The 23,623-nt window shown below is 45.8% G+C and carries 20 protein-coding genes and 2 tRNA genes; 5 read left to right on the top strand and 17 right to left on the bottom strand.

Annotated elements, in window-relative coordinates:
• Positions 1-7: 7 nt before the first annotated feature.
• From KD909_RS05900 to KD909_RS05845, 12 genes are all read right to left on the bottom strand, one after another.
• The gene (locus tag KD909_RS05900; RefSeq protein ID WP_211782658.1) at positions 8-757 is read right to left on the bottom strand and encodes a DUF4912 domain-containing protein; all 750 of its coding nucleotides are present in this window, start codon (positions 755-757) and stop codon (positions 8-10) included.
• 116 nt (positions 758-873) lie between these two features.
• Positions 874-1,536 carry a phosphate signaling complex protein PhoU gene (gene phoU, locus KD909_RS05895; RefSeq protein ID WP_012726611.1) on the bottom strand — a complete coding sequence of 221 codons (663 nt, stop codon included), beginning with the start codon at positions 1,534-1,536 and terminating at the stop codon, positions 874-876.
• Between the two features lie 16 nt (positions 1,537-1,552).
• Positions 1,553-2,314, bottom strand: coding sequence for a phosphate ABC transporter ATP-binding protein PstB (gene pstB, locus KD909_RS05890; protein ID WP_224862754.1), 762 nt, complete (start codon positions 2,312-2,314; stop codon positions 1,553-1,555).
• A gap of 110 nt (positions 2,315-2,424) precedes the next feature.
• A complete protein-coding gene (gene pstA, locus KD909_RS05885) occupies positions 2,425-3,336 on the bottom strand; it encodes a phosphate ABC transporter permease PstA (RefSeq protein ID WP_012726613.1) in 912 nt (303 codons plus the stop codon).
• A 1-nt stretch (position 3,337) separates the two neighbouring features.
• Complete coding sequence (gene pstC / locus KD909_RS05880) at positions 3,338-4,282, bottom strand: phosphate ABC transporter permease subunit PstC (RefSeq protein WP_211782657.1); 945 nt, start codon at positions 4,280-4,282, stop codon at positions 3,338-3,340.
• An 83-nt stretch (positions 4,283-4,365) separates the two neighbouring features.
• Entirely contained in the window at positions 4,366-5,304 is a 939-nt protein-coding gene (locus KD909_RS05875; protein ID WP_211782656.1) for a PstS family phosphate ABC transporter substrate-binding protein, read from the bottom strand.
• Positions 5,305-5,457: 153 nt separating this feature from the next.
• Positions 5,458-7,521 (bottom strand): peptidoglycan D,D-transpeptidase FtsI family protein, encoded by a 2,064-nt coding sequence (locus KD909_RS05870; RefSeq protein WP_211782655.1) that lies wholly within the window; start codon positions 7,519-7,521, stop codon positions 5,458-5,460.
• A 157-nt stretch (positions 7,522-7,678) separates the two neighbouring features.
• Positions 7,679-8,287, bottom strand: coding sequence for a superoxide dismutase (locus KD909_RS05865; protein ID WP_211782654.1), 609 nt, complete (start codon positions 8,285-8,287; stop codon positions 7,679-7,681).
• An 84-nt stretch (positions 8,288-8,371) separates the two neighbouring features.
• Positions 8,372-9,844 (bottom strand): alpha-amylase, encoded by a 1,473-nt coding sequence (locus KD909_RS05860; RefSeq protein ID WP_211782653.1) that lies wholly within the window; start codon positions 9,842-9,844, stop codon positions 8,372-8,374.
• A gap of 112 nt (positions 9,845-9,956) precedes the next feature.
• A tRNA-Ile gene (locus tag KD909_RS05855) sits at positions 9,957-10,030 on the bottom strand.
• 7 nt (positions 10,031-10,037) lie between these two features.
• A tRNA-Met gene (locus KD909_RS05850) sits at positions 10,038-10,111 on the bottom strand.
• 106 nt (positions 10,112-10,217) lie between these two features.
• Positions 10,218-11,861 carry a Na/Pi cotransporter family protein gene (locus tag KD909_RS05845; protein WP_211782652.1) on the bottom strand — a complete coding sequence of 548 codons (1,644 nt, stop codon included), beginning with the start codon at positions 11,859-11,861 and terminating at the stop codon, positions 10,218-10,220.
• A 180-nt stretch (positions 11,862-12,041) separates the two neighbouring features.
• On the opposite strand from KD909_RS05845, the gene KD909_RS05840 reads away from it, so the two are divergent.
• Positions 12,042-12,497, top strand: a complete 456-nt coding sequence (locus KD909_RS05840) for a hypothetical protein (RefSeq protein WP_211782651.1) — start codon at positions 12,042-12,044, stop codon at positions 12,495-12,497.
• 13 nt (positions 12,498-12,510) lie between these two features.
• On the opposite strand, the gene KD909_RS05835 is transcribed toward KD909_RS05840, so the two are convergent.
• Positions 12,511-14,211 (bottom strand): methyl-accepting chemotaxis protein, encoded by a 1,701-nt coding sequence (locus KD909_RS05835; protein WP_211782650.1) that lies wholly within the window; start codon positions 14,209-14,211, stop codon positions 12,511-12,513.
• A gap of 212 nt (positions 14,212-14,423) precedes the next feature.
• Between KD909_RS05835 and ispG the strand changes: the two genes are divergently transcribed.
• Together ispG and KD909_RS05825 are read left to right on the top strand one after the other, a co-directional pair.
• Positions 14,424-15,545: a flavodoxin-dependent (E)-4-hydroxy-3-methylbut-2-enyl-diphosphate synthase gene (gene ispG / locus KD909_RS05830; protein WP_012726622.1), complete on the top strand. Its 1,122-nt coding sequence runs from the start codon at positions 14,424-14,426 to the stop codon at positions 15,543-15,545.
• A 75-nt stretch (positions 15,546-15,620) separates the two neighbouring features.
• Positions 15,621-16,205 carry a hypothetical protein gene (locus tag KD909_RS05825; RefSeq protein ID WP_211782649.1) on the top strand — a complete coding sequence of 195 codons (585 nt, stop codon included), beginning with the start codon at positions 15,621-15,623 and terminating at the stop codon, positions 16,203-16,205.
• A 31-nt stretch (positions 16,206-16,236) separates the two neighbouring features.
• Here KD909_RS05825 and KD909_RS05820 read toward each other — a convergent pair whose 3' ends face one another.
• The 4 genes from KD909_RS05820 to KD909_RS05805 are packed head-to-tail and all read right to left on the bottom strand — an operon-like array spanning position 16,237 to position 19,694.
• Positions 16,237-17,625 (bottom strand): NAD(P)H-hydrate dehydratase, encoded by a 1,389-nt coding sequence (locus tag KD909_RS05820; RefSeq protein WP_211782648.1) that lies wholly within the window; start codon positions 17,623-17,625, stop codon positions 16,237-16,239.
• Positions 17,626-17,660: 35 nt separating this feature from the next.
• Positions 17,661-18,086, bottom strand: a complete 426-nt coding sequence (locus tag KD909_RS05815) for a Fur family transcriptional regulator (RefSeq protein WP_211782647.1) — start codon at positions 18,084-18,086, stop codon at positions 17,661-17,663.
• The gene (locus KD909_RS05810; protein WP_211782646.1) at positions 18,079-18,936 is read right to left on the bottom strand and encodes a metal ABC transporter permease; all 858 of its coding nucleotides are present in this window, start codon (positions 18,934-18,936) and stop codon (positions 18,079-18,081) included. The genes KD909_RS05815 and KD909_RS05810 overlap by 8 nt, the downstream gene beginning before the upstream one ends.
• On the bottom strand, positions 18,933-19,694 hold the full coding sequence (locus KD909_RS05805; RefSeq protein WP_211782645.1) for a metal ABC transporter ATP-binding protein: 762 nt from the start codon (positions 19,692-19,694) through the stop codon (positions 18,933-18,935). Before KD909_RS05805 ends, KD909_RS05810 begins: the two co-directional genes overlap by 4 nt.
• A gap of 185 nt (positions 19,695-19,879) precedes the next feature.
• On the opposite strand from KD909_RS05805, the gene KD909_RS05800 reads away from it, so the two are divergent.
• Together KD909_RS05800 and KD909_RS05795 are read left to right on the top strand one after the other, a co-directional pair.
• Positions 19,880-21,409 (top strand): Ppx/GppA family phosphatase, encoded by a 1,530-nt coding sequence (locus KD909_RS05800; protein ID WP_211782644.1) that lies wholly within the window; start codon positions 19,880-19,882, stop codon positions 21,407-21,409.
• Positions 21,410-21,411: 2 nt separating this feature from the next.
• Positions 21,412-23,577: an RNA degradosome polyphosphate kinase gene (locus tag KD909_RS05795; RefSeq protein ID WP_211782643.1), complete on the top strand. Its 2,166-nt coding sequence runs from the start codon at positions 21,412-21,414 to the stop codon at positions 23,575-23,577.
• The last annotated feature ends 46 nt before the right edge of the window (positions 23,578-23,623 follow it).

The following is a 23,623-nucleotide window of genomic DNA, read 5'->3' as shown; positions in this document are numbered from 1 at the left end:
GTCCTCCTTAACGCACGAGTCGGTATGCTGCATATTTTGGTAACGTATCAAGTAGTTCTGGAGAATCAACTTCCCCGTATTGCCAACGTCGGACCGGTTCTGCGAATCGTCCGACTCCTACTGGTTCTGCCCGCGGCGTGTCAAGCGGATTTGAGGCGACAATTGGGAGAAACTCTCCTTCCATCGTCCGAATCCCAAATTCAAACACATATGTCGTATTCGGGTCGAGAGGGCGAACGAACCAGCTGTTCGTCATTTCAGGAAGATCGAATGTATAGGAGCGATTTGCGTGACCGCTATTGTAATCAAGTAACGTAACATCAAGGATGCGGAACGCCTTCGGCAGATCTTCCCATCGTCGCATGAATTGAAGCGCTAACGTTTCTTTCACGAGATCAGATACTTCCCAGCATACATACACTGCGTTTGGAGACTGTACGACCGCATGCATGAAGTCCACGTTGTACCGATCGGGTAGCTTCCAATATCCCTCCGGACCCTTTTCAAGAAGTGGAGAAGTCGACACGTTAGCCGTCTCTTTCGTCGATGCCACTTGTTTGCGTGAGGTCGTCACCGACGTCTTTGCTTTTTTCGTTTCACGCTTTTGTTTCACAGGGGCAACCGCCTCCACTTCCTGTTGCTGATTTCTCCATTTCCGCCATGCGTATTGGACTTTGCCAATCGGGACGTCTAATTCTGCCGCAATCTGTTTTAACGTAAGACCTTGTTGTTTCAAGGATACGATTTTCTCTTCCATCTCTATATGGCTCCCTTCATGTAAAAATCCATGTAGACTATTATTCGCTCCTTGAGTTTGTATTCCTGCCCCAAAAAAATAAAGAACAACAGCACTGTTGTTCTTTACCACTAATCTTATTGATTCAAATCATAATGTTTCCCTTTTTCAAGGAAAATTAAATGTTCTCCGAAATTCGTCACATGATCGCCCATCCGCTCGAGGTATCGAGCGATGTTCGAGAATTCGTATACATCGTTCGTCCCAACCGTCATGGCTGGAAGAGAACCGATATATTGTTTAATCACCGTTAGATTGATGTCATCAATCACGCGGTCCATCTCATTGAGTTCACGAACACGGCTCACTTCACCTTTACGATAGGCACGTGTTGCCAGTTCAAGCATGTCAATCAACTGCTCGGCCATCTTCTTGAGCGGTTGGATATCAAGTACATAAGGAACGTGCTCGATTCGTGTCACTGCTTTTGCGATGTTTGTCGCATAGTCCGCAATGCGTTCAAGATCTGTCGCTGATTTCATCGTCACAATCAGACGTCGTAAGTCAGTCGCGACTGGTTGCTGTTTTGCAATCAATAGAATCGCTTCGTCATTGATAGTCAACTCCAACTCGTCTAACTCGTTATCGTTATCAATCACGGTTTTAGCCAATTCGAGATCATGTTTTTCCAACACTTCGATTGCCGTCGCCGTTTGGCGCATCGTCAAGTTTGCCAATCGTACAACTTTATCTTCTAATTCAGTCAACTTCGTATCAAAAAATGTGCGGTTTTGTGCCATCAATCCAGTCTCCTCCTTAACCGAAACGGCCAGAAATATAGTCTTCCGTCCGTTTGTCAGATGGATTCGAGAAAATCTTATCTGTTACATCGAACTCGACAACTTCTCCATTTAAGAAGAATGCCGTTTTATCCGAAACACGGGCAGCTTGTTGCATGTTATGTGTCACGATGATGATTGAATATTGTTCTTTCAACTCTTGTACCAATTCTTCCACTTTCAATGTAGAGATCGGATCAAGGGCAGACGTCGGCTCGTCCATTAAGATGACATCCGGTTCAATCGCTAACGTACGCGCGATACAGAGACGTTGTTGTTGTCCACCTGAAAGTCCGTACGCATTCTCATTCAATCGATCTTTTACTTCATCCCAGATTGCCGCACCACGTAATGAACGCTCGACAATTTCATCGAGTACTTTCTTATTTTTGATTCCGTGCGTCCGCGGTCCGTATGCCACGTTGTCATAGACCGATTTTGGGAACGGGTTCGGTTGTTGAAATACCATCCCGACCGACGTACGTAAGTCTTCTACTTTATATCCACGGTCGAAGATGTTACGACCATGATACAAGATTTCACCGTTCGTCCGAACCGATGGAACGAGTTCGACCATACGGTTTAGAGTCTTAATGAACGTCGATTTCCCGCACCCAGATGGTCCGATGATTGCCGTGACTTCATTCTTTTTAATATCGAGGTTGACGTCAATCAAAGCCTGGTCTTCTCCATACCACAAGTTCAAATTGTTGACGACATAGGCGCTATCTTTTTTCATCTCAGTCGTTGTCGGTTCTGTCGTAGTTGTATTCACGTTTTGATCTCCTTTGTTGAGCTCTTGTTGTTTCATCATCTCGAGCTTCCTCCTCATTCATCTGCAAAAAAGACTTAGTGTCGATTTGTATATTTGTTTCGAATATAGATTGCAACCGAGTTCATCGCGATGAGCATCGTCATGAGTACGATGATTCCTGCTGCTGCTAAGTTTTGGAACTCTGCTTGTGGTCGGCTCGTCCAGTTGTAAATCTGGATCGGGAGGGCCGTGAAGTCAGAGAAAATGTTACTCGGTGTCGTTGAAATGAATGTTGCCGCTCCGACCATGATGAGTGGAGCCGTTTCACCAATTGCACGAGAAACCGCTAGGATAATCCCCGTAATGATCCCTGGTAACGCCGAAGGTAACACGACGTTAAATGTCGTCTGCCACTTCGATGCCCCAAGCGCTAGCGAAGCGTGTCGTAATTCCATTTTGACTGCTCGTAGCGCTTCCTGTGAGGCCACGATGACAATTGGCAAACTCATGAGACCGAGCGTCAAGGCACCGGCCATAATCGAGTTCCCTAATTCCATGACTCGAACGAAAATTGTCAATCCAAGCAATCCGAATACGATTGACGGAACGCCAGCCAAGTTCGAAATATTGACTTCAATAAATGAAGTCATGCGATTTTTCGGAGCATATTCCTCCAAGTAAATCGCCGCTCCAACACCGATGACGAACACCATCGGCACGATCAATAGCATGAGCCATAATGACCCAATCAACGCAGGATATAATCCAGCCTGTTCAGGACGGCGCGACGGGAAGTTGCGCAAGAAATCGAGGTCGACCCATCCTGCACCTTTTGACACGATGTCATAAATCAACGTCGATAAGACGACGAGTGCAAAGACGAGTCCCGCCAAAAAGATGTACTTAAATATTTCATTCAATTGTAAACGTCGTTTAATTCGTTGAGACACGGTCTCACGATTCATCAAGTTCTTCGTATTCTTGAACTCACTGTTCGGTAAAGCCATATTAGTACTCCTCTCTGAAGCGGCGCGTCACCCAGTTTGCGAATAGGTTCATCAATAGGGTAAAGACGAACAACAACGCACCGACCGCATAGATACTGTAATATTCGATTGTGCCGTAACCTGCATCACCTTTTGCGATTTGAACGATATATGCTGTCATCGTCTGAATCGCATTGAGCGGATTGAACTCGAAGTTCGGCTGTGAACCACCAGCGATGGTTACAATCATCGTCTCACCAATCGCACGGCTCATACCGAGAACGATGGAGGCAATAATTCCAGACGTCGCTGCAGGCATGACAACTTTCGTCGCCACTTCAAGACGTGTCGCACCTAAACCGAGCGCACCGTCCCGAATTTTCTTCGGAACAGCACTCATTGCATCCTCTGAAATCGAGGCAATCATCGGAATAATCATAATCCCGACGACAATCCCTGGGCTGAGTGCATTGTAAATTTGAAGTCCTGGGATGAGTGCTTGCAGAATCGGTGTAATGAATGACAAGGCGAAGAAACCGAATACGATTGTCGGCACACCGGCCAACACTTCTAGAATTGGTTTCAACACACGTCGTGCCCGTTCAGAGGCGTATTCACTTAAATAAATCGCAGACGCCAAACCGAGTGGGACGGCTACAATCATCGCAATCACAGTAATTTGGAGTGTTCCCATCACAAGGGCCCATACCCCGAAGCGCTGATCTGCACTAAGCGGGTACCATTCTGTCGATCCTAAAAATTCTGCGACAGGGACTCGTTCAAAGAACTTGAATAGCTCAAAGCCTAATGTGAACGCAATACCAATGGTCGTGACGACCGATACGAATGCGCTCAAGAATAATAAGAACGGCATGATTTTATCAAACACGTTCGTCGCACTATATTTCTTTTGTTTATTTTGTTGAATCATCTCTCGAATCGAAAGCTTATTGTTCGGTTCATTCATCTCGTGTATCGCTCCCTACCTCTTCATACTAGAAAGCATGGCGAGAAGGCGAGACCGTGTCTCACCTTCTGCCACCTATCATCTTATTCTCCAGCGATTTCGTCGATCATTTTCGTGTTTTCGTCGTAACGGCCTTGTTCCATTTTCACGTAACCGACTTCTTCAGAAAGATCGGCTGCATTTTCGTTCATGAAGCGTGCGAAGTCCGCAACTTGCTCTTTGTCTTTCAACGAAGCGTTGTTAACGTACGTGAAGATTTCACGTGAGAGCGGATAAGACAAATCGTTAATCGTATCATGTGTCGGCTCAACGCCCTCAACATTTAATGCACGAATTGTGTCTTTGTTCTCAAGGTAATATGCGAATCCAAAGAATCCGATTGCTCCTTCTGTTCCGGCTACACCTGTGACGAGGACGTTGTCATCCTCTGACAATTGTGCATCTTGACGAATATCTGTTTCATTCAATACTTTTTCGTCGAAGAAATCGTAAGTTCCTGAGTCTTTACCTGGTGCGAAGAATGAAATCTCCTCATCTGGCCAGTCTGAGCGAACGTCTTTCCATGTCTTAATGCTTGTGTCCGTCCACATCTTATTCAATTCTTCAATCGTGATATCTTGTGCCCAATCGTTCGCTGGGTTTACAACGAGCGAAAGTCCATCAAGTGCAACCGAGAGTTGCGTGAATTCCACACCGTTTTTCTCAGCTTCGGCTGCTTCTTCTTCTTTGATTTCACGTGATGCGTTTGAGAAGTCTGTCTCTCCCGTCACGAAACGTTTGAAGCCACCACCCGTACCAGAGACACCGACGGTCACTTCAACTTCTGGTTGTTCAGCTGAATATTCTTCTGCGACTGCTTCCATGATTGGGAATACAGTTGATGATCCGTCCATGACGACTTTTCCCGAGAGCGCATCGCCGCCTTCAGCAGCGCCACCTTCTTCATTGTTCCCACAAGCAGCACCTACGAGTGCGACTGAAGTGATTGAAGCGAGTAAAGCTGATTTTTTCATCCAAGACATTTGTGACGTCCTCCTTGAGTTTGCTTTGATTTTTGTTGTGGATTTGTTGTTCTGTCCTACAATTAATATCCTAATGAACTTCTATTAACGAGAAATAAACGGAACGTAAAAGAATTGTAAAGACAAAAAAAGAAGTCACCGAAGTGACCTCTTTTACTGAAGCATTGCATTGACATCTTCTAAATTAAAGTAAGCTTTCATGATGTCGTGTGCGACCCGCGTGTTGATTCCTTCCGCCTCAAGTCCAGGCATGATAATCGCCCAGGCGATTTCCGGGTCATCGAACGGTGCCCAACCGACATGGTTTGAGTTCAATGTCTTGATCGGTTCTCCGTTCGCATTTCGTTTCGCCTGACCGTCCGCGCCCTCCGCAATCGCTTGGGCAGTTCCGGTTTTACCTGCAGCCGTCATACCGGTTTCCTGTAGAATGCGAGACGAACCGGAAGAAGATTCAACCCCTTGACGATACCCTTCACGGACCCGTTGAATGTATTCATCCTGGATATCGACTTTATTCAACGCATTCGGTTGGAACGTGCTCACGACTTGCTTGTTGTTCTCATCAAGCGAACCTGGCTCAATGATTTCTTTTAGCAAGTGTGGTTGTACACGATAGCCACCGTTCGCCAATGCTGACGTATATTGCGCCAATTGAATCGGAGTATATGAAATATACTGTCCAATCGACATATCCATCAGAAGTGTGACACGGTCCGGGATACTCCGGAATCCGGTCGACTCGAACGGCAAGTCAATTCCTGTCTCGATTCCGAGACCGAATTGTTTATAGTAGTGTTCCATCGTTTCAAACGCTTGCGTGACATTTTCTCCGACAATTTGACCTGTCGAGTAATAATCAGCCAGACGCAACGCAATTTGGAACATATAGATGTTCGATGACATTGCGAGTGCATCTAAGTCGTTGATGTTCCCCATATTTCGGTAGGAAGCTTTCACTGACGAACCGATTCGAATCGGTGCATCATAAATATATTCTCCCGGTTTAACGACGCCTTCTTCAAATCCATAGGCGACCGTCGCCCCTTTGATGGTTGATCCGATTTGGCTGGCACGAAGCACCGTACCGGTCGACACATCTTTGAATTCGTTCGTTTCCAAATCGAGTTCTTGTCCGGACAGAGCGAGCAATTCACCCGTTTGCGGATTCATGACGACCGCAAACGCTCGGTCGAAATGAGGACTTCCAGAGCGTCCTGCGCGAATCGCCTTTTTCAAGATTTCATCGACTTCTTTTTGGAACTCGATGTCGGTCGATAAGACGATATCTTTCCCTGGATTCCCACTCACTCGTGTCGGTTCACCGACCGGTTCCCCTTTGTACGTGGTGAATACATCATAGGCCGGCGTTCCACGAAGGACGTCTTCATACTGTTGTTCCAAGTATGAGGTACCGACCCGGTCGTTCAACCCGTAACCCTTCGCCTGATAAGACGCACGTTGTTCCGCCGGGATTTGACGATAACTTCCTAGGAAACTTTTGAACGTCTCATCATACGGATAGTCCCGTTGATAGTACGGTTCCACACTCACCCCAGGCAACTGCTCTAAGTTTTCTTCGATGACCGCCATCTCTTTCGGGCTCGCACCGATTTTGATGACCTGTGGGTCGAGTGCATAGCCGCTCTCCATGTTGTGTTTAATGGCGATGATTTCTTCTGTCGCATCATCAAACGTGATCTCTTCTTCTGTGATCGAGTCAAGCAAGAGTCGGTCCACGTCTTGGTTAGACAATGCGGCCCGCTCCTCTTCCGATAATTCTTCTAATAGCGCTTGAGTCCGTTCTTGCGCCAATTCCGGATTCGTTGCAATCCAGTAATCCTTCCGGTCTCGCTCCGTCATTTTACGGTCTTCTTTCGGAATGTCGACGATTTCCGCCAACTTTTTCGCGACGTCCAACCGTTCATCCGTCTTTGTCACTTGAGAGCGACGATACATGACCGAGTAGTTTGAAATCGTATCCGCCAGTACTTGACCATTCCGGTCGTAAATTTTCCCTCGCGGCACTTCATATTTGATTTTACTCGACTCCGTTTTCTGTACTTCCCGAGCAATCAATTCACCATTCACGATTTGGACGACACCTAACCTAAAAATGAGGGTCGCAAATAGAATGAAGACGATGAAAAATAGTAAATTCAAGCGTAACGGTAAGTGGTTTCGCCGTTTTTTCGGCACTTTCACCCGATTTTTAGCCAAGTCCGTTTACTCCCTCCACGTTCATTTCCTTCTATATTATAGAGGACAGGAATCCCTGTCTTTTTGTCCGATTTTCACTATATCATAATTTGTTTACAAATTAATGAAAACCACAAAAAAACCCGAGATTCGTATCAGAACCTCGGGTAAGACAAACTTATTTTGCGTCAGCGTACAATGTCGCCACATAATCCCAATCGATGACATGGAAGAATGCGTTGATATAGTCAGGACGACGGTTTTGGTAGTTCAAGTAGTAAGCATGCTCCCACACATCAAGACCGAGGATCGGTGTAATACCTTCCATGATTGGTGAGTCTTGGTTTGGAGTAGACGTGACTTCGAGTTTACCATTTTTCACAACGAGCCAAGCCCAGCCTGAACCGAAGCGAGTTGTTGCAGCTTTCGTGAATTCGTCTTTAAACCCATCGAAGCTACCGAACGACTCATCGATTGCAGCAGCGAGGTCGCCAGACGGTGTACCGTTCTCATTTTTCTTCAAGAGCTTCCAGAAGAACGAGTGGTTCCAATGACCGCCACCGTTGTTGCGGACAGCTGTTTGAATGTCAGCAGGAAGCGAATCGATTTTTTGAAGCAAGTCTTCGAGTGAAGAGTACTCCACATCTTTTCCTTCGAGTGCATTGTTTACGTTCGTGACGTAAGTGTTGTGGTGTTTCGTGTGGTGGATTTCCATCGTGCGTGCATCAATGTGTGGTTCGAGTGCATCATATGCGTAATCAAGTTGTGGTAATTCAAATTTAGCCATTACTAAAATCCCCCTTAAAAGTGTTTTGAACAACGTTCGTCTTAAATGTAACAGATATGTGACGGTCGACTCAATTGTAATGCTTTATTCGACATCTTCTTCTGGCAATGCCCAGACTGAAATCGACCCCGCCGACACTTTAAATACCCCAAATCCTTCTTCATCAATCTCAATTCGATCATCCAACGTATTCGTTAAATCGACCCATGTTTCACCAGCACGTTCTTCCCCGACAAACATTCTCTTTTCAGCTTCATCAGAAGTTGAAATGAGAACGGCACATCCAGAACGTTCGATTTCCTCCACACCTTTTCGTACCCACCCGATGACGTTTGCATCATCAAAGTAATCATCCTGCTCCCCATACGCTTTCTCTCGGCGCGCATACAGAAGCGTATCAATGGCGAGCTTCATCCCATCCGTCGGGTGAGGACCGTCTATACCGTAGTAATCGCCATAGAAGACACATGGATAACCATCTTTACGAAGTAAGACGAGACCATAGGCGATTTGCTTGAACCAATCTTTCACCCATGACTCAAGCGCCTCTTCAGGTTGTGAATCGTGATTATCTACGAACGTCACGGAATGAAGCGGGTGTGACTGAACGAGCGTATCATCAAAGATGGTTCGCATGTCAAACGCGGCCCCTTCCTCTGAGGCTTGATGTAATTTGTAGTGGAGCGGGACATCGAATAAATCGACATGGTAATCGATGTTATCGAGAAATTCACGACAGGCATCAAGGTCAGATTTCCAAAACTCGCCGACAAAATAGAATTGGTCACCTTTCTCTTCCCGCATCGTCTGACTGAACTCTTTTACAAAGTCATAGTTGATGTGTTTAATGGCGTCAAGACGGAATCCATCACATTTCGTCTCTTCGATGAACCATTTCCCCCAATTCAACACTTCTTCGCGCACATCGGGATGGTGGTAGTCGATGTTCGCAAACATTAAATAGTCATAGACACCGAATTCATCGTCGACATTATCGTTCCATCTTTTGTTTTCTCCAACGATAAAGAAAATACCGGAACGATCAGTCGCCGCATCATAATCCGTTCCGTTAAAATGTGTGAAGTCCCATTTAAATGAAGAATATTTCCCATCACGAGCTTCATAATCAAATTTTGTCCACCCTTCGATTTCAAACGCTTCATCCGAGAGGACTTTCGTACGGTCGTCGGGATCGACTTCTAACACTTCAAACTTCTCGGTCGCATCCGCCCCAGCTTTATGATTCATAACGACATCCATATAAATCTGCATCCCGAGTTCTTGTTGACAATAGGTCGTTGCTTCAAGTAGTTCTTTTTTCGTTCCATATTTTGTGGCAATCGACCCTTTTTGATCGAACTCGCCCAAATCATATAAGTCATAGATTCCATATCCGGTATCTTGATCACTTTGCCCTTTTGTGACAGGTGGTAGCCATAGCGCAGTGATTCCTGCTTTATTTAAGTCGGCTGCTCTCTCTTTCAGTCGCTTCCAATGCTTTTGGTCTGCCTCGACATGCCATTCAAAAAATTGCATCATGGTGTGGTTTCGTTCCATTTTGTCCGCCTCATTTCATATTTTTCAAAAAACAAAATGCTAACGAGTATTTACCCAGCAATTTTAGATTGAAAACAAAAATGCGACGTTCACAATGTGACGTCGCTTACAATGGACCCTGTAGGACTTGAACCTACGACCGGACGGTTATGAGCCGTCTGCTCTAACCAGCTGAGCTAAGGGTCCTTATAAATAGCGGCGGAGGGAGTCGAACCCACGACCTCACGGGTATGAACCGTACGCTCTAGCCAGCTGAGCTACACCGCCATGTTGTTATACAGTAATAATATACTGAATATGTCTTAGAGTGTCAAGGAGTATTCCTTGCCAAATGAGAAAAAGCACCCCAAATTTCATTTGGAGTGCTCCTGATTTATACGGTTACTTCGTTTGCATCTTCAAGCGTGATTTCCGTGATGTTCATGGCATGGTCACCGATTCGCTCCAAGTTCGAGAGCATATCGACGAAGAACATACCCGCTTGCCCATCACAAGCACCTGTGTTCAAACGAACGACGTGGTTCTTACGGAATTGACGCTCGAGCATGTCGAGTTTCGCTTCCATTTCAATGACTTTACGTGCTTCAATCATGTCGCCGCTCGCCAACGTCTGAAGAGATTTCTCTAACGTCGCACGTGTGAGGTCGTACATTTCAGTCAATTCTTTTTGTGCATCTACCGAAAGTGTCACTTTCGTAGCTGTCTTATAATCAATCAACTCAATGATGTTCTCAACGTGATCACCGATTCGCTCGATATCGTTGATGGCATGCATGAGTGTTTTGTGTTCCTGTGATTCTTGTTCTGTCAAATCAACGGCAGCCAATTTCACGAGGTAATCTGTAATTTTCGCATTCAACGAGTTCAATGCTTCTTCGATATGTGCCGACTTTTCAGCGTGCTTCTTGTCGCCAGTCGTCAAATAGTTGCGTGCTTCATCAAGACCAAGTTTTGCGAAATCTCCCATACGGATGACTTCATATTTCGCCTGCTCGACTGCAATCGAAGGCGACTGTTGAATGAAGATCGGGTCTAAATGTTGTGCTTTCGTATCGACGATCGAGTCTTCACCTGGGACCAACTTCGTCACAATCCAAGCAATCGTTCCGATGAACCAGAACTGGATCAATGTGTTGACGACGTTAAACGTACCGTGTGCGAATGCGATTTGCATCTTATCTTCGATTACTAAGAGTTCTGTGATCCAATAGATGTATTTCGTGAATGGAATCAACAAAATCATAAAGATTGTCGTACCAATCAAGTTAAAGATGACGTGAGCAGCTGCTGCACGACGTGCGGCAACTGATGCACCAATTGAAGCAAGTACTGCAGTAATGGTTGTTCCGATGTTATCGCCGAACAATACTGGAAGAGCAGCATCCAAATCAATCGATCCACCAGCATATAGTTCTTGCAAGATTCCAATCGTCGCAGACGATGATTGAACAATCACGGTAAATACTGTACCAACGATGACACCGAGGAACGGATTGTCACTCATTGATTGCGTCAAGTCGATGAAATATTCGCTTGAACGAAGTGGTTTCATCCCACTTCCCATCAATTCAAGTCCATAGAACAACATCCCGAAGCCAAAGAAGATTTGACCGAGGTGTTGTAATTTTTCTTTTTTAAAGAAGAACAATAGTACCGCACCGATTGCAATAATCGGGAGCGCATACTCACCGACATCGAATCCGATGATGAACGCCGTCACCGTCGTACCGATGTTAGCCCCCATGATGACCCCGATCGCTTGACGGAGTGTCATGAACCCGGCGCTAACAAGTCCGACCGTAATGACGGTTGTACCTGAAGATGATTGAATCAATACTGTCACGATAATCCCGGCGAGTACACCGAGGAAAGGATTCGTTGTATACTTATCGAGGATGTCGCGCAGGCGATTCCCTGCAGACTTTTGGAGTCCGTCTCCCATCGATTTGATCCCGAAGAGGAAGATCCCTAGACCTCCAAAAAACATGAATAACATTTCTTGCAAATTGTATTCCACGATTTTTGTACTCCTTTTAATTAAGAATTGGTTGGATTTGCTTGGTTTTTAAAGCCCTACTCATTATGCCTTCATCGGTAGTATCATGTAAATACGTTTAATGTAAAAGTTTTATTAAAACACTGTACCATTATTTAAGATTATCGACTTACTGTAATATAACAGATTGGAGTTTTTAGTATGCTCTCTACCATTTTGACGTTTCTTCAAACGAGCCTAGTCCCATCGAAACGTGCACTTCGACTTCGTCTAGCTCCGCTCCATGCCTACATGGGCGCCACATTCATCTTAACTCTCGTCATTACCATACTAGACTTTTTCGTGATTCGTCCTGACTTTTTCATCCCGATGTGGCTATTCTTGCACGGCTTCGCCATCTTATTCTTCTATTTGATTTGGGTTGCACTCATGGCATTGTATGTCCAACTGTTTACGAAAATCTATTCAAAGAACAAATGGGCTTATCGTCAAGCCTGGCCATATGCTGTGGCGATGACACTCATCCCAACTTTGTTATTGGTCATCTTCTATCATTTGAATCCCGATTTCCTGACCCTCGGCTTCATAATCGGTCTCGGCTATATCAGTTTTCCGCTAACAAAAGTACCACAACCAAAACAACGTCGGGCCTCTTGAGCCCGACGTTGTTTTATGTTGGTGACAGTTCCTTTAGCGTCTGATTCAATGCTTCACTTTGGTCTCCAAGATTCGTTCCCGCGTCTTGAAGGGCAAGCTGAACATCTGACCAGCGATCGACACCTGTATTCAGTTCAATCAATTTTCGTTCAAGCAATGAACTGATTTCGCGCAATTGTTCATTCGATTCCATTAAATGAACCAGCTGCTGGCCCGTACTCGATGTATGGACCGTAATCGCTTGAAATTCGTCAAGCTGTACTTTTATCTCACGATCGATGGTTTCAATTCCTGACTCGACACGACTAACGGCATCTTTTAAATGGTGAACTTCTTGAATGAAGTCATTGACTTCAGATAGCAGTTCCGTTCGCTCTGTGTTTAATGCTTCGATGGCACTGACCGCTAAGAGCGTCGATTCGTTTGTCATCTTCGCTAAATTCCCTACTTCGCTGGCAACGACAGCAAATCCTTTGCCGTGCTCTCCTGCTCGTGCCGCTTCAATCGATGCGTTTAACGATAACATCTTTGTTGCCGCCGATACGGATAAGATACTTTTCAGCGCAACATCTGCCTTCGAAGAATTCGTCTCACTCTCAAGAAGTCGTCTCTGAATCGACTCCACTTGTTTCTCGACGTAATCACTCACGTCTCTTACGGAAGAGAACGTCTCAAGTTCTTCATGTAAAATAGACTTCAATTGATTCCCTCGCTCGTCCACACTCGTGATTTGCTGTTCAAGCGCTTCGATTTGTCGCGTCACATCTTTCATTTTAGATGTAGAGCCATTTGTCACCGATTGATATGAATAGCTCGTCGATTCAACCGTTGCCGCCACTTCCCGAAACTGCTCCACCTGTTCGTGACTGTTACGTAATTCTTGTTTAAAGACAGGTAAGCTTTGATTGAACGCCGTTGCCGTTTTTCCCATCATGGACATCGATTGATTCCAAAGCGTGATGAACGCATTGAACTCTGTTTCTAACATATGAATCTCTTTTGACTTCGATCCAAGTGTGACATCATCGAATCGGCGTGATGCCACGGCACTTCGTAACGAATCAGCCAACACACTGAGTGGTTTCACTTCACGGTGAATCAACCGTGTGAAGAGGACCATCACGCCAACCATCGCAATTAATACGATGAAGGCGATATGTTGGCGTAGCGAACTCATCGGACCCAAAACTGATTCCTTCGTAACGACAAGGACGTAATCGGCTTTTAGTTCAGGTATCGGGACAGAAGCCACTAGTAACGTTTCAGTTTCTTTCACTTCCGCTTCAGAACTGTTCGACATCTTGCCGATCAATTTCTCTGTCACTATGCTTTCCTTCCCAGTCAGCTGTTCAATTACTTGATCACGCACTAAAAATTGTGCCGCATCAAACTCATCTCCCGATAAGATTGAAGCCTGTTGCATATAGGCTGACTTCAGCGAGCGTGCCAACTGTTTCTCATTCGCAACGTAGGCACTATATGACGTTTTAATTGATTCACGCATGACAGTGACTTCTCGCATGAGCCGTTGCTCGATTTCTGATGCCAAGAGTTGCTCAGATTTGATTGCGAACCACCCGAATGTGAGCGCGAAGACGAATAAGACAATCGGCATGAGTGTCCACTGGAGTCGGTGGGCCAATTTAGGATACTGACGTGCCTCGTTCAACGGTCTCTTCCTCTTGATTCGATTTCGTTTAAAGTTCCACTTCACAGATGCCACCTCTTTTTCTAATCTCGCCTATATATCGGTCTTGAGACGGTGGAAAATTATGAAGTAGATGTTAAGATAGCGTTAGAGTTTGTAAAGAGCACACATCCGTCACGCATCCTAGATGCTTTTTCACATTCTTTTCGTTATGATAATGAAGAAACCTTATCATCTTAAATCGATTGGATTCTTTCCAAAAGAAGGAGATTACGTATATGTCAGAAATTTTGCATCGTTCATTAACACGTCCGGTCCGCGTCGGTAACTTGATTATCGGAGGATCGAACGAAGTCATTATTCAATCTATGACCACTACGAAAACGCATGACGTCGAGGCGACAGTCGCCGAGATCAAACGTCTTGAAGAAGCTGGTTGCCAAGTCGTTCGCGTGGCTTGTCCAGACGAACGTGCAGCTGACGCACTTGCAGAAATTAAGAGCCGCATCAACATCCCGCTCGTCGTCGACATTCATTTCGACTACAAGCTTGCTTTAAAAGCCATCGAAAGTGGCGTCGATAAAATCCGGATCAACCCGGGTAACATCGGCCGCCGTGAGAAAGTAGAGGCCGTCGTCAACGCGGCGAAAGCAAAAGGGATCCCAATTCGAATCGGGGTCAACGCCGGTTCATTAGAAAAACAATTCCTTGAAAAGTATGGATATCCGACCGCGCAAGGTATGGTCGAGAGTGCGATGCACCACGTGAAGATTCTCGAGGACCTCGGCTTCTACAACACGATCATCTCGCTCAAAGCTTCAGACGTAAACCTTGCTCTTGAAGCCTACACACTCGCTGCGAAGACGTTTGATTATCCTCTTCACGTCGGCATCACAGAGTCAGGTCCACTCTTCTCCGGTTCACTCAAGTCGGCTGCGGGACTCGGTGCGATTCTCTCTCTTGGAATCGGTTCAACAGTTCGAGTTTCACTTTCAGACGACCCGGTTGAGGAAGTAAAAGTTGCGAAAGAAGTGCTCAAGTCATTTGGACTTGCAGCAAATGCCGCGACTTTGATCTCTTGTCCAACATGTGGACGAATTGAAATCGATTTGATTTCCATTGCAAAAGAGGTAGAAGAATACATCCAAAACATCAACGTCAACATTAAAGTCGCCGTTCTCGGATGTGCGGTAAACGGACCAGGTGAGGCTCGTGAAGCAGACATCGGAATCGCTGGCGCACGTAACGAAGGACTTCTCTTCCGTCACGGAAAGATTATCCGCAAAGTGCCTGAAGCGACGATGGTCGAAGAATTGAAAAAAGAAATCGATGCGATCGCCGCTGAAAAAATGGCGGAACGTGAGCGCGAAGAACAAGAGCTCGCAAACCAATCAAATTAATGAAGATCATGCCCGTACGGTTGCAACCGTACGGGTTTTTGATAGAATAGAGGGCATGTGAGGAGGAGTGATGAGATGCGAATCGGCATTGATTTGGATGGAACCGTTACAGATCCTAAAAGTTGTTTTCTATATATGAATGAATCACTGGGCTATTCAATTGACTATCATCGTGCGACCGAGTACGAGTTACACACGTACACGACGATGGAGCAACATGAATTTTGGAAGTTTATGATTGAAGAGGGGCATGAAGAAGCGATTTATCGTCGTTCTCTTCCGCACTCTGATGTGTTGGATGTGTTATGGGAATTAAAGCAGCAACATCACCTGCACTACGTCACCGCCCGAAGTGAGGCGGTTCGACCGGTTACGGAAGAATGGATCAAACAGCATCGTTTGCCGCTCGATTCGTTGGTCATGACCGGTTCTCACGATAAAATCAATGTCGTCAAAGACTTGTCACTCGAACTGTTTATGGAAGACCGGTATGAGAATGCCATCTCGATTCATGAAGAAACGTCAATTCCCGTACTCCTATTCGACGCACCCTACAATCGTAAGACGTTACCAGAGGGCGTAACTCGCATTTCGACATGGCGTGAGGCGCATCACCATGTCGCGCAATTAGAGAAACAAATCGTTATACAGCAACGTTAAAAGGCAAGCCCGACACAATCGGGCTTGCCTTTTATATTCGTCCGAGCTCTTCGATTAAATCGCTTGCGAGTACACTTGCGGGGTGTATCGTCTGGCTAATGGACTTGGCAGCGAGCGCATGCCATAGCACCGCTTGCTCGTTCGGTGACGAAGGTTTTTCTTTTCTAGCCCATAGCGCCAGAAGGATGCCAGTCAACACGTCCCCACTTCCACCTTTCGCTAACGCCGATGCTTCAACAGTATTGACGGCACCTGTTCCGTCAGGTGTGACGATGAGCGTATACGTGCCTTTTAAAATCAAATGGACTCGGTGTCGTTTCGCGAAGTCACAAGCGATGGAGAAGCGGTCTGCCTCAATCTCTTCGACCGATTTACCGGTCAATCTTGAAAATTCACCTGGATGCGGTGTGAGCGTAAGCGGTCCCCGGGTTTCCAGTCGTTTCGTCGACAATGCCCCAGCGTCCAAAATGACAGGACAGGTCTGCTGTTTCGCGTATTGCCAGATGAGATTCAACGCCTCCCCTTCGACCATTCCGGGACCGATGGCCAGTGCATCGTACGATTGTTCCACCACATCGGTGTGTTGCTGATACATCGCTTCAGGTAATGTTGAGATGAGCGGGCTCGCTTCGCGTGGAATGGATAGACGCAATAAGCCAATGCCAGAACGAGTTGCAGCACGACCACCCAAGAATGGTGCACCGAGAAAATGACGACTCCCTCCGATGAACATCCCATGTCCATATGTCGTCTTATGGCTGAATTGATTGCGCTCCAAAAGAGATCGGTCAAAGTCAGCGTCGGTCAACACCTTCCAATCGGATGTATGCGGGAGTCCGATATCAACCCGTTCCACTTTTCCATAGAATGGAGCCGTCCGATTTAAGAATGTCGAACGCTTGAAACCGTGTAACGAATACGTAGACGTCGCCCGAATTGCCATGTCATTAAAGTCTCGAGTGTGATCACTCGGTATGCCTGACGGTACGTCTATCGAGATGACCGTCGTCGATTGACGATTCACCCATTCAATCACTTCCCGCGCGTGACCAGTCACGGGACCGGACAATCCGACACCGAACAAGGCATCAATGATGACATCTGTTTCAATCGGCCGCTCCACAAGGTGAACAAATGCGGAGGCGTAGGAAGCGTGTATTGCAGCCGCCTCAGACTTACTTTTCCCTAACGGTGACCATACGCTGACCTCATGCCCTCTCATAGCAAGTTCTCGAGCGACGACCCAACCGTCCCCACCGTTGTTGCCCGTCCCACAAATCACCAAAACGGTAGCCTGCGATTCGATTCGAATGTGAGGCACAATCGCCGAGGCCGCTCGCTCCATCAACATCTCTTCGGGCATCCCATTTTGGATTGCTGTGCGATCAATCTGCTTGATTTCAGCAGCTGTATAGATCATCTGACCTCCCCCTTCGATACAAAAAAGGGATTGAATCAAATCAATCCCTTTTGCTTACATTCTTTACAATACCCATATATCTCAAATTTATGATCGACCACTTCAAATTCAGGGTCGAGCGCCTCTACGAAGCGCATCGGACATAAATCGAGCAGTTTCGTCTTTCCGCAGCTCCGACAGATCAAATGATGATGGTGATGTGCCGCACTACAGGTGACTCGAAAGGATTTCTCACCATCGAGTTCCGTCGCTTCAAGTAATCCTTCCTCCGCAAACGACTTCAAATTTCGATACACCGTGTCATAACTCATCGTCGGATGTTTGTCTCGCATGTACTCGAGTACTTCCTTCGCACTGATATATCGATCTTCTTCAGAGAGATAAGCATACATTTCAAGACGTTTCGGCGTCACTTTTAAAGAAGATGCACGAAGACGATTTAATTGTTCAGTCTCATTCATGTTGTACCTCCTTTTTCTTGAAACTCATGACTTTCTCAAGTGCCATGACGATTGCTAAAATACCGACCGCAATCAATACGATGACACCGCCTGGAGCGACATCGAGATCATATGCAAGGACGAGCCCACCGATTGTCGCGACCTCTCCGAAGATGATGGACCAGAGAATGGTCTGTTTGAAGCTCGATGTAAAGCGTAGCGCCGCTGCGACGGGTAACGTAATCAAGCTAGATACGAGAAGCGTTCCGACTATTCGCATGCTGACGGCAATCACAAGCGCTACGATGAACATGAATAACAGATGAAGCATCGTACTCGGTAATCCCGACACTTTTGCCTGCTCTTCATCAAACGATAAGAACAACAACTGCTTATAGAAGATAAAGATCACAAGAAATGTCAAGACGGCCACACTGACAATCAATGTGATGTCCGATTGACTCACAGCAGAGATCGATCCGAACAAGAGTGTGGACAAGTCGACCGAGAATCCTCGCGATAGCGAGATAAAGATGGCACTAAGTCCCATTCCTGCGGACATCATGATCGGAATGGATAGTTCCTGGAAGTGCACATATTTCCCTCGAAGCCAATTGAGTCCTAATGCCGCCAATACAGAGATGAGCGTTCCCATATATAAGGGGTTCAGGTCAGCGAATAGAGCGATATATTGTCCGAGAAATAAACTGAACGAAATTCCGGCAAGCGTCATGTGTGACAATGCATCGGCAATCAAGCTCATCCGTCTCACCACGATAAATGAACCGATGAGCGGAGCGGTAAACCCAATCACAAGTGCTGCAATGAACGCATAACGTAAAAAACTATATGTCCAAAGATCTGTGATCATGTCGTTCCCTCGTGAACAAGTACTTTAACAGGATAAGGTTTGATGGACGATGCGAGTTCTCCGAGCTCGCTGTATTCTCTCAGTCCACAATTACATGCCAATCGTCCGCGGTCGAGATGGACGACTTTTGTGACGAGGTCGGTCACCACGTTTAAATCGTGGGTGACGAGGACGAACGTACAAGTCGTATGTTCACGAAGCATATGCAAGACTTCATAAAAATCTTGTAAGTGCTTTTGGTCCACACCGACGGTCGGCTCATCGAGAATCAATAGATCAGGTTGGTTAACCATCGCTCGGGCGATAAAGACGCGCTGTTGTTGTCCTCCGGATAGATCTCCAATTTTCCGATGACGATACTGCCACATGTTGACCGTTTGTAACGCATTTTGAATCGCTGCCTGGTCTTCCATCTTCAAACGTTTGAATAAACCGAGACGTCCATATCTACCCATCGCGACTACTTCTTCGACGGTAACCGGGAATCCCGAGTTAAAGGAAGCCGCTTTTTGGGAAACGTAACTGATACGAGACTTATCTTTAAACTGCGAAATGGGCTTGCCGAACAATTCGACCGACCCTTGCTGTGGGTTCAGTAATCCAAGAATGGTTCGAATCAAAGTCGACTTCCCAGAACCGTTTTCTCCGACGATTGCGACAAAGTCCCCTTGCCGAATATCAATCGATACGTTTTGTAAGGCCGGTGTCCCATCATAGAAATAAGACACCTCGTTTAATTTGACGACAGTTGTAGTCATCTAATCCCTTCTCTCATATGTTAAATCGTAATCATTTCTACTTTCTAGGCGTTTGTATTATACAGAATATCAAGAACACCTTCAAGCAAGACCGGTTTCATCTAGCCAAAAGTTAAAATTCACGTAAATCGTATGTTCGTTCAAAACCTTGTCGATTAAACTAGTATTATGAAGGGAATGGTTTTATGGAAAAGAAACTGGCAGTTATTGATATCGGATCCAACTCGATTCGAAACGTCATCTTCGAAGTGAACGAGGAAGGACAATACTTCGAACGGTTAAATGTGAAAGAAGTCGCGCGATTGTCTAGCCATATTAGTGATGCGAATGAAATGACTGAAGAAGGAATCACTTCACTCATCGATACGTTACGTCACTTTAAAGAGCTGAACGACCATCATCACGTAACCGATATACTCCCTGTGGCGACGGCAGCCATTCGAAACGCGAATAACTCAGATGAGATTTTGCAGAACGTCAAACAATCTACAGGGATGACAATCCGCCTGTTGAGCGATTACGAAGAAGCATTTTACGGATATTCGGCCATCGTCAACTCTACCTACGTGGAAGATGGATATTCCGTCGATATTGGTGGGGGATCAATGGAAGTCACATATTTTCAAAACCGCGAACTCGTCTTCTATCATAGTTTCCCTTTCGGTGCCGTGACGTTAACGAAAGAATTCATGAAAGATGAGACGATGACGAAAGACGAGCGGAAAGCGTTGACCGCATACTTAAAGAAGGCATTCAAGGAAATTGAATGGCTCGAACCACACGGTGTCCCTCTTGTCGGTGTCGGTGGGACGGCTCGTAACTTAGTCCGGGTCGAACAGACCATATCGAACTTCCCGCTTGAAGGAATCCATCAGTATACGATTTCTGCTGAACAGTTAGAGGGCGTCATAGATGAACTCGTCGGAATGTCGAGCAAACAACTCGGACGTTTGGATGGGCTGTCAAAAGACCGGGTCGACATCATCGCGCCTGCCGTGACAGCAATCGGCGAACTCGCTAAATATTTGAAAGTACCTGAGTTCACGATGAGTAACAATGGACTCCGTGAAGGTCTCTTCTATGAAAACTATTTACATGAGCATGATAAAGTTCGTTTTGCCGATGTGAAGGAAGAAAGTTTTCGTCATTTTGAAAAACAATACGACGTGAACCCGACTCGTCATCAACATCTCATCCGATTAGCTCGACAGTTGTATAACGGATTAATTGAAGTGAAAGCGATTAAACCGAAACCATTTGAGCCTGGTCTCCTCGAAGGTGCCTGTCGCCTTGCCTATGTCGGTGAATATATCGATCACAACAATAAGAGTGACCACACGTTCCATTTAATCACCACAAACGATTTCAAAGGACTAAACAACGAGGATCGACTCGCCCTTGCCCTCGTCACATCCTTCAAATCAAAACGAGTATTGGAACAACATATCGAGGCTTTCCCGAAATGGTTTGATCAAAAGTTATTGAAGAGTTTGGAGTTGCTCGGGTCGATTGTGAAACTCGTCGATGCCCTCGACTTGACGGAGCGTCAGATCGTGACGGACATCCATGTTGCTAGTACAAAGGACGGTCTCACACTTACGCTAGATACGAATGGTTCCGCACGTTTTGAGTTGCAGCGAAGCACTCGCCATAAAAAGCATTTAGAACGCGCAATTGATCAATCGATTGAGATTGTCTTGAGCGAGGAGGAGTAACCATGTCCGAATATACGAATGAACATTTTAACAACCGTGAGCTCAGCTGGCTCGACTTCAACGAGCGTGTCCTCGAGGAGGCGATGGATGAACGAAATCCATTGATGGAACGATTGAAATTTTTAGCGATTTTCAGTTCTAACCTTGATGAATTTTATATGGTACGAGTCGGTGGATTGAAAGATGAGGTCCTCGCCGGGTTCAATCGTCCGGAAGACAAGACGGGCCTCACTCCAAAACAGCAGATCAAGTCCATTTCGATGCGAGCGCAAGAACTCGTCGAGACGCAATATGCGACATATAAAAAAATCACGAAACAGCTATCGAATCAGCACGTCCGCTTCTTACGGACGAAACATTTGAACAAGACCCAACAAGACTTCGTGAAAGAGTATTTTCGAACGCACGTATTCCCTGTCCTGACACCGATTGCAGTCGATGCCTATCGTCCGTTCCCAATGCTCTTATCCAAGTCACTGAACATTGCTGTCGAGATTGCCTCGAATGACGAAGGAAAAAAGCGACTCGCCCTCGTTCAAGTGCCATCCGTTCTTCCGCGTTATCTGGAACTACCTACCGATGATGAAGAACATACCGATTTGATTTTACTTGAGGATTTGATCATTCAATTCATCGACTCACTCTTCAAAGGATTTGTCGTCGAGTCCACGATGCCATTCCGAATTACGCGGAACGCGGACATGCCGTTTCACGAAGAGGGCAGTCGTGACGTCTTGAAACAAATCGAAAAAGAATTGAAGAAGAGAAGATATGGGGTTGCCATCCGACTCGAGGTACAGCAACGATCGTTACGAAAAGAACTGTTGTTCATGCTACAAGACGTCCTTGATTTACATGACCGGGATATCTTTATTGTCGACGGTCCGATCGACTTGACCTTCCTGTTTGGGATCTACAATCAGATCGGGATGGAATATGATGACATGATCAATGAAACGTTGATCCCATTTATCCCAGAAGGTCTTGAATCGGGTAAAGATTTATTCCAAAGTATCGCTAAACAGGATTATCTGCTACATCACCCGTATCATTCATTCGATCCAATCGTCCGTTTTATCGTTCAAGCCGCCAAAGACCCGAACGTCTTGGCAATCAAGCAGACACTCTATCGCGTCTCTGGGGACTCTCCTATCATCAAAGCCTTGACTGATGCAGCCGAGAGCGGAAAACAAGTCACTGTCCTCGTCGAACTAAAAGCACGTTTTGATGAAGAAAAAAACATTCAATGGGCAAAGCAACTTGAGAAAGCCGGAGCTCACGTCATCTACGGCTATAAAGAACTGAAGACACACTCAAAAATCACCCTCGTCGTTCGCATTCTAGAAGGTGGTGTGTTGCAACGGTTCATTCATCTCGGAACCGGTAACTATAACGATTCGACCGCCAAGCTATACACAGACATTGGGCTCCTCACCACAAATGAAGAACTCGCTGAAGATGCAACGAACTTTTTCAACTGGTTATCCGGTTATGGGGAACGACCATCTTGGCATCAGTTCGAGACGTCGCCTGACGACATGAAAGACTTCTTCTTGAATAAAATTGATGATGAAATCAAACTGCATGATAAGTACGGCAACGGTCGCATCGTCGCTAAGATGAACTCGATCACGGACCGGGCCATCATCACAAAATTGTATGATGCTTCGTCCGCGGGGGTGAAAATCGATTTGATTGTCCGAGGCATTTGTTGCTTACGACCGGGAATTAAAGGGGTCTCTGAAAACATCAAAGTTATCTCGATCATCGACCGATATCTCGAACATTCCCGAATCTTTTATTTTTACCAAAATGGAAAAGAAGACTTATACTGTTCTTCTGCGGACTGGATGACACGAAATATGAAAAAACGGATCGAGATACTCTTCCCCATCTTGAACGCATCACATAAAACATACATCAAAGATATGATGGCCCTTCAACTCGTCGATAATGTGAAAGCAAGAAGGCAACGTTCTGACGGCCGCTATGTATACGTGAAACGTGAGACCAACGAGGAAGAGATTCAATCACAAATTATCATCCATCAATATACGGGTGGTCGATGGAACAACATACCTAGCGTATTCGAACGAGAACCGTCAAATTGGGCGGAACGCGAAGTGCTCCGCCTTCGGGCCGAGAACGAGAAAATGACAGATGACTGATGTTAGACTTCTCAAATAAGAAAACTCGTTGTATAATAAATTCGAT

This window comes from Exiguobacterium sp. PFWT01, assembly GCF_018255795.1.
Lineage (GTDB): Bacteria > Bacillota > Bacilli > Exiguobacteriales > Exiguobacteriaceae > Exiguobacterium.
Note: the sequence above shows the minus strand (reverse complement) of the source record. Positions and strands in the feature narration are given on the sequence as shown.

What these genes read in the sequence shown, in the direction of transcription:
- KD909_RS05900 (WP_211782658.1), bottom strand. Translation starts at nt 757, where the DNA reads ATGGAAGAGAAAATCGTATCCTTGAAACAACAAGGTCTTACGTTAAAA.
- phoU (WP_012726611.1), bottom strand. Translation starts at nt 1,536, where the DNA reads ATGGCACAAAACCGCACATTTTTTGATACGAAGTTGACTGAATTAGAA.
- pstB (WP_224862754.1), bottom strand. Translation starts at nt 2,314, where the DNA reads ATGAAAAAAGATAGCGCCTATGTCGTCAACAATTTGAACTTGTGGTAT.
- pstA (WP_012726613.1), bottom strand. Translation starts at nt 3,336, where the DNA reads ATGGCTTTACCGAACAGTGAGTTCAAGAATACGAAGAACTTGATGAAT.
- pstC (WP_211782657.1), bottom strand. Translation starts at nt 4,282, where the DNA reads ATGAATGAACCGAACAATAAGCTTTCGATTCGAGAGATGATTCAACAA.
- KD909_RS05875 (WP_211782656.1), bottom strand. Translation starts at nt 5,304, where the DNA reads ATGTCTTGGATGAAAAAATCAGCTTTACTCGCTTCAATCACTTCAGTC.
- KD909_RS05865 (WP_211782654.1), bottom strand. Translation starts at nt 8,287, where the DNA reads ATGGCTAAATTTGAATTACCACAACTTGATTACGCATATGATGCACTC.
- KD909_RS05860 (WP_211782653.1), bottom strand. Translation starts at nt 9,844, where the DNA reads ATGGAACGAAACCACACCATGATGCAATTTTTTGAATGGCATGTCGAG.
- KD909_RS05840 (WP_211782651.1), top strand. Translation starts at nt 12,042, where the DNA reads ATGCTCTCTACCATTTTGACGTTTCTTCAAACGAGCCTAGTCCCATCG.
- ispG (WP_012726622.1), top strand. Translation starts at nt 14,424, where the DNA reads ATGTCAGAAATTTTGCATCGTTCATTAACACGTCCGGTCCGCGTCGGT.
- KD909_RS05825 (WP_211782649.1), top strand. Translation starts at nt 15,621, where the DNA reads ATGCGAATCGGCATTGATTTGGATGGAACCGTTACAGATCCTAAAAGT.
- KD909_RS05820 (WP_211782648.1), bottom strand. Translation starts at nt 17,625, where the DNA reads ATGATCTATACAGCTGCTGAAATCAAGCAGATTGATCGCACAGCAATC.
- KD909_RS05815 (WP_211782647.1), bottom strand. Translation starts at nt 18,086, where the DNA reads ATGAATGAGACTGAACAATTAAATCGTCTTCGTGCATCTTCTTTAAAA.
- KD909_RS05810 (WP_211782646.1), bottom strand. Translation starts at nt 18,936, where the DNA reads ATGATCACAGATCTTTGGACATATAGTTTTTTACGTTATGCGTTCATT.
- KD909_RS05805 (WP_211782645.1), bottom strand. Translation starts at nt 19,694, where the DNA reads ATGACTACAACTGTCGTCAAATTAAACGAGGTGTCTTATTTCTATGAT.
- KD909_RS05800 (WP_211782644.1), top strand. Translation starts at nt 19,880, where the DNA reads ATGGAAAAGAAACTGGCAGTTATTGATATCGGATCCAACTCGATTCGA.
- KD909_RS05795 (WP_211782643.1), top strand. Translation starts at nt 21,412, where the DNA reads ATGTCCGAATATACGAATGAACATTTTAACAACCGTGAGCTCAGCTGG.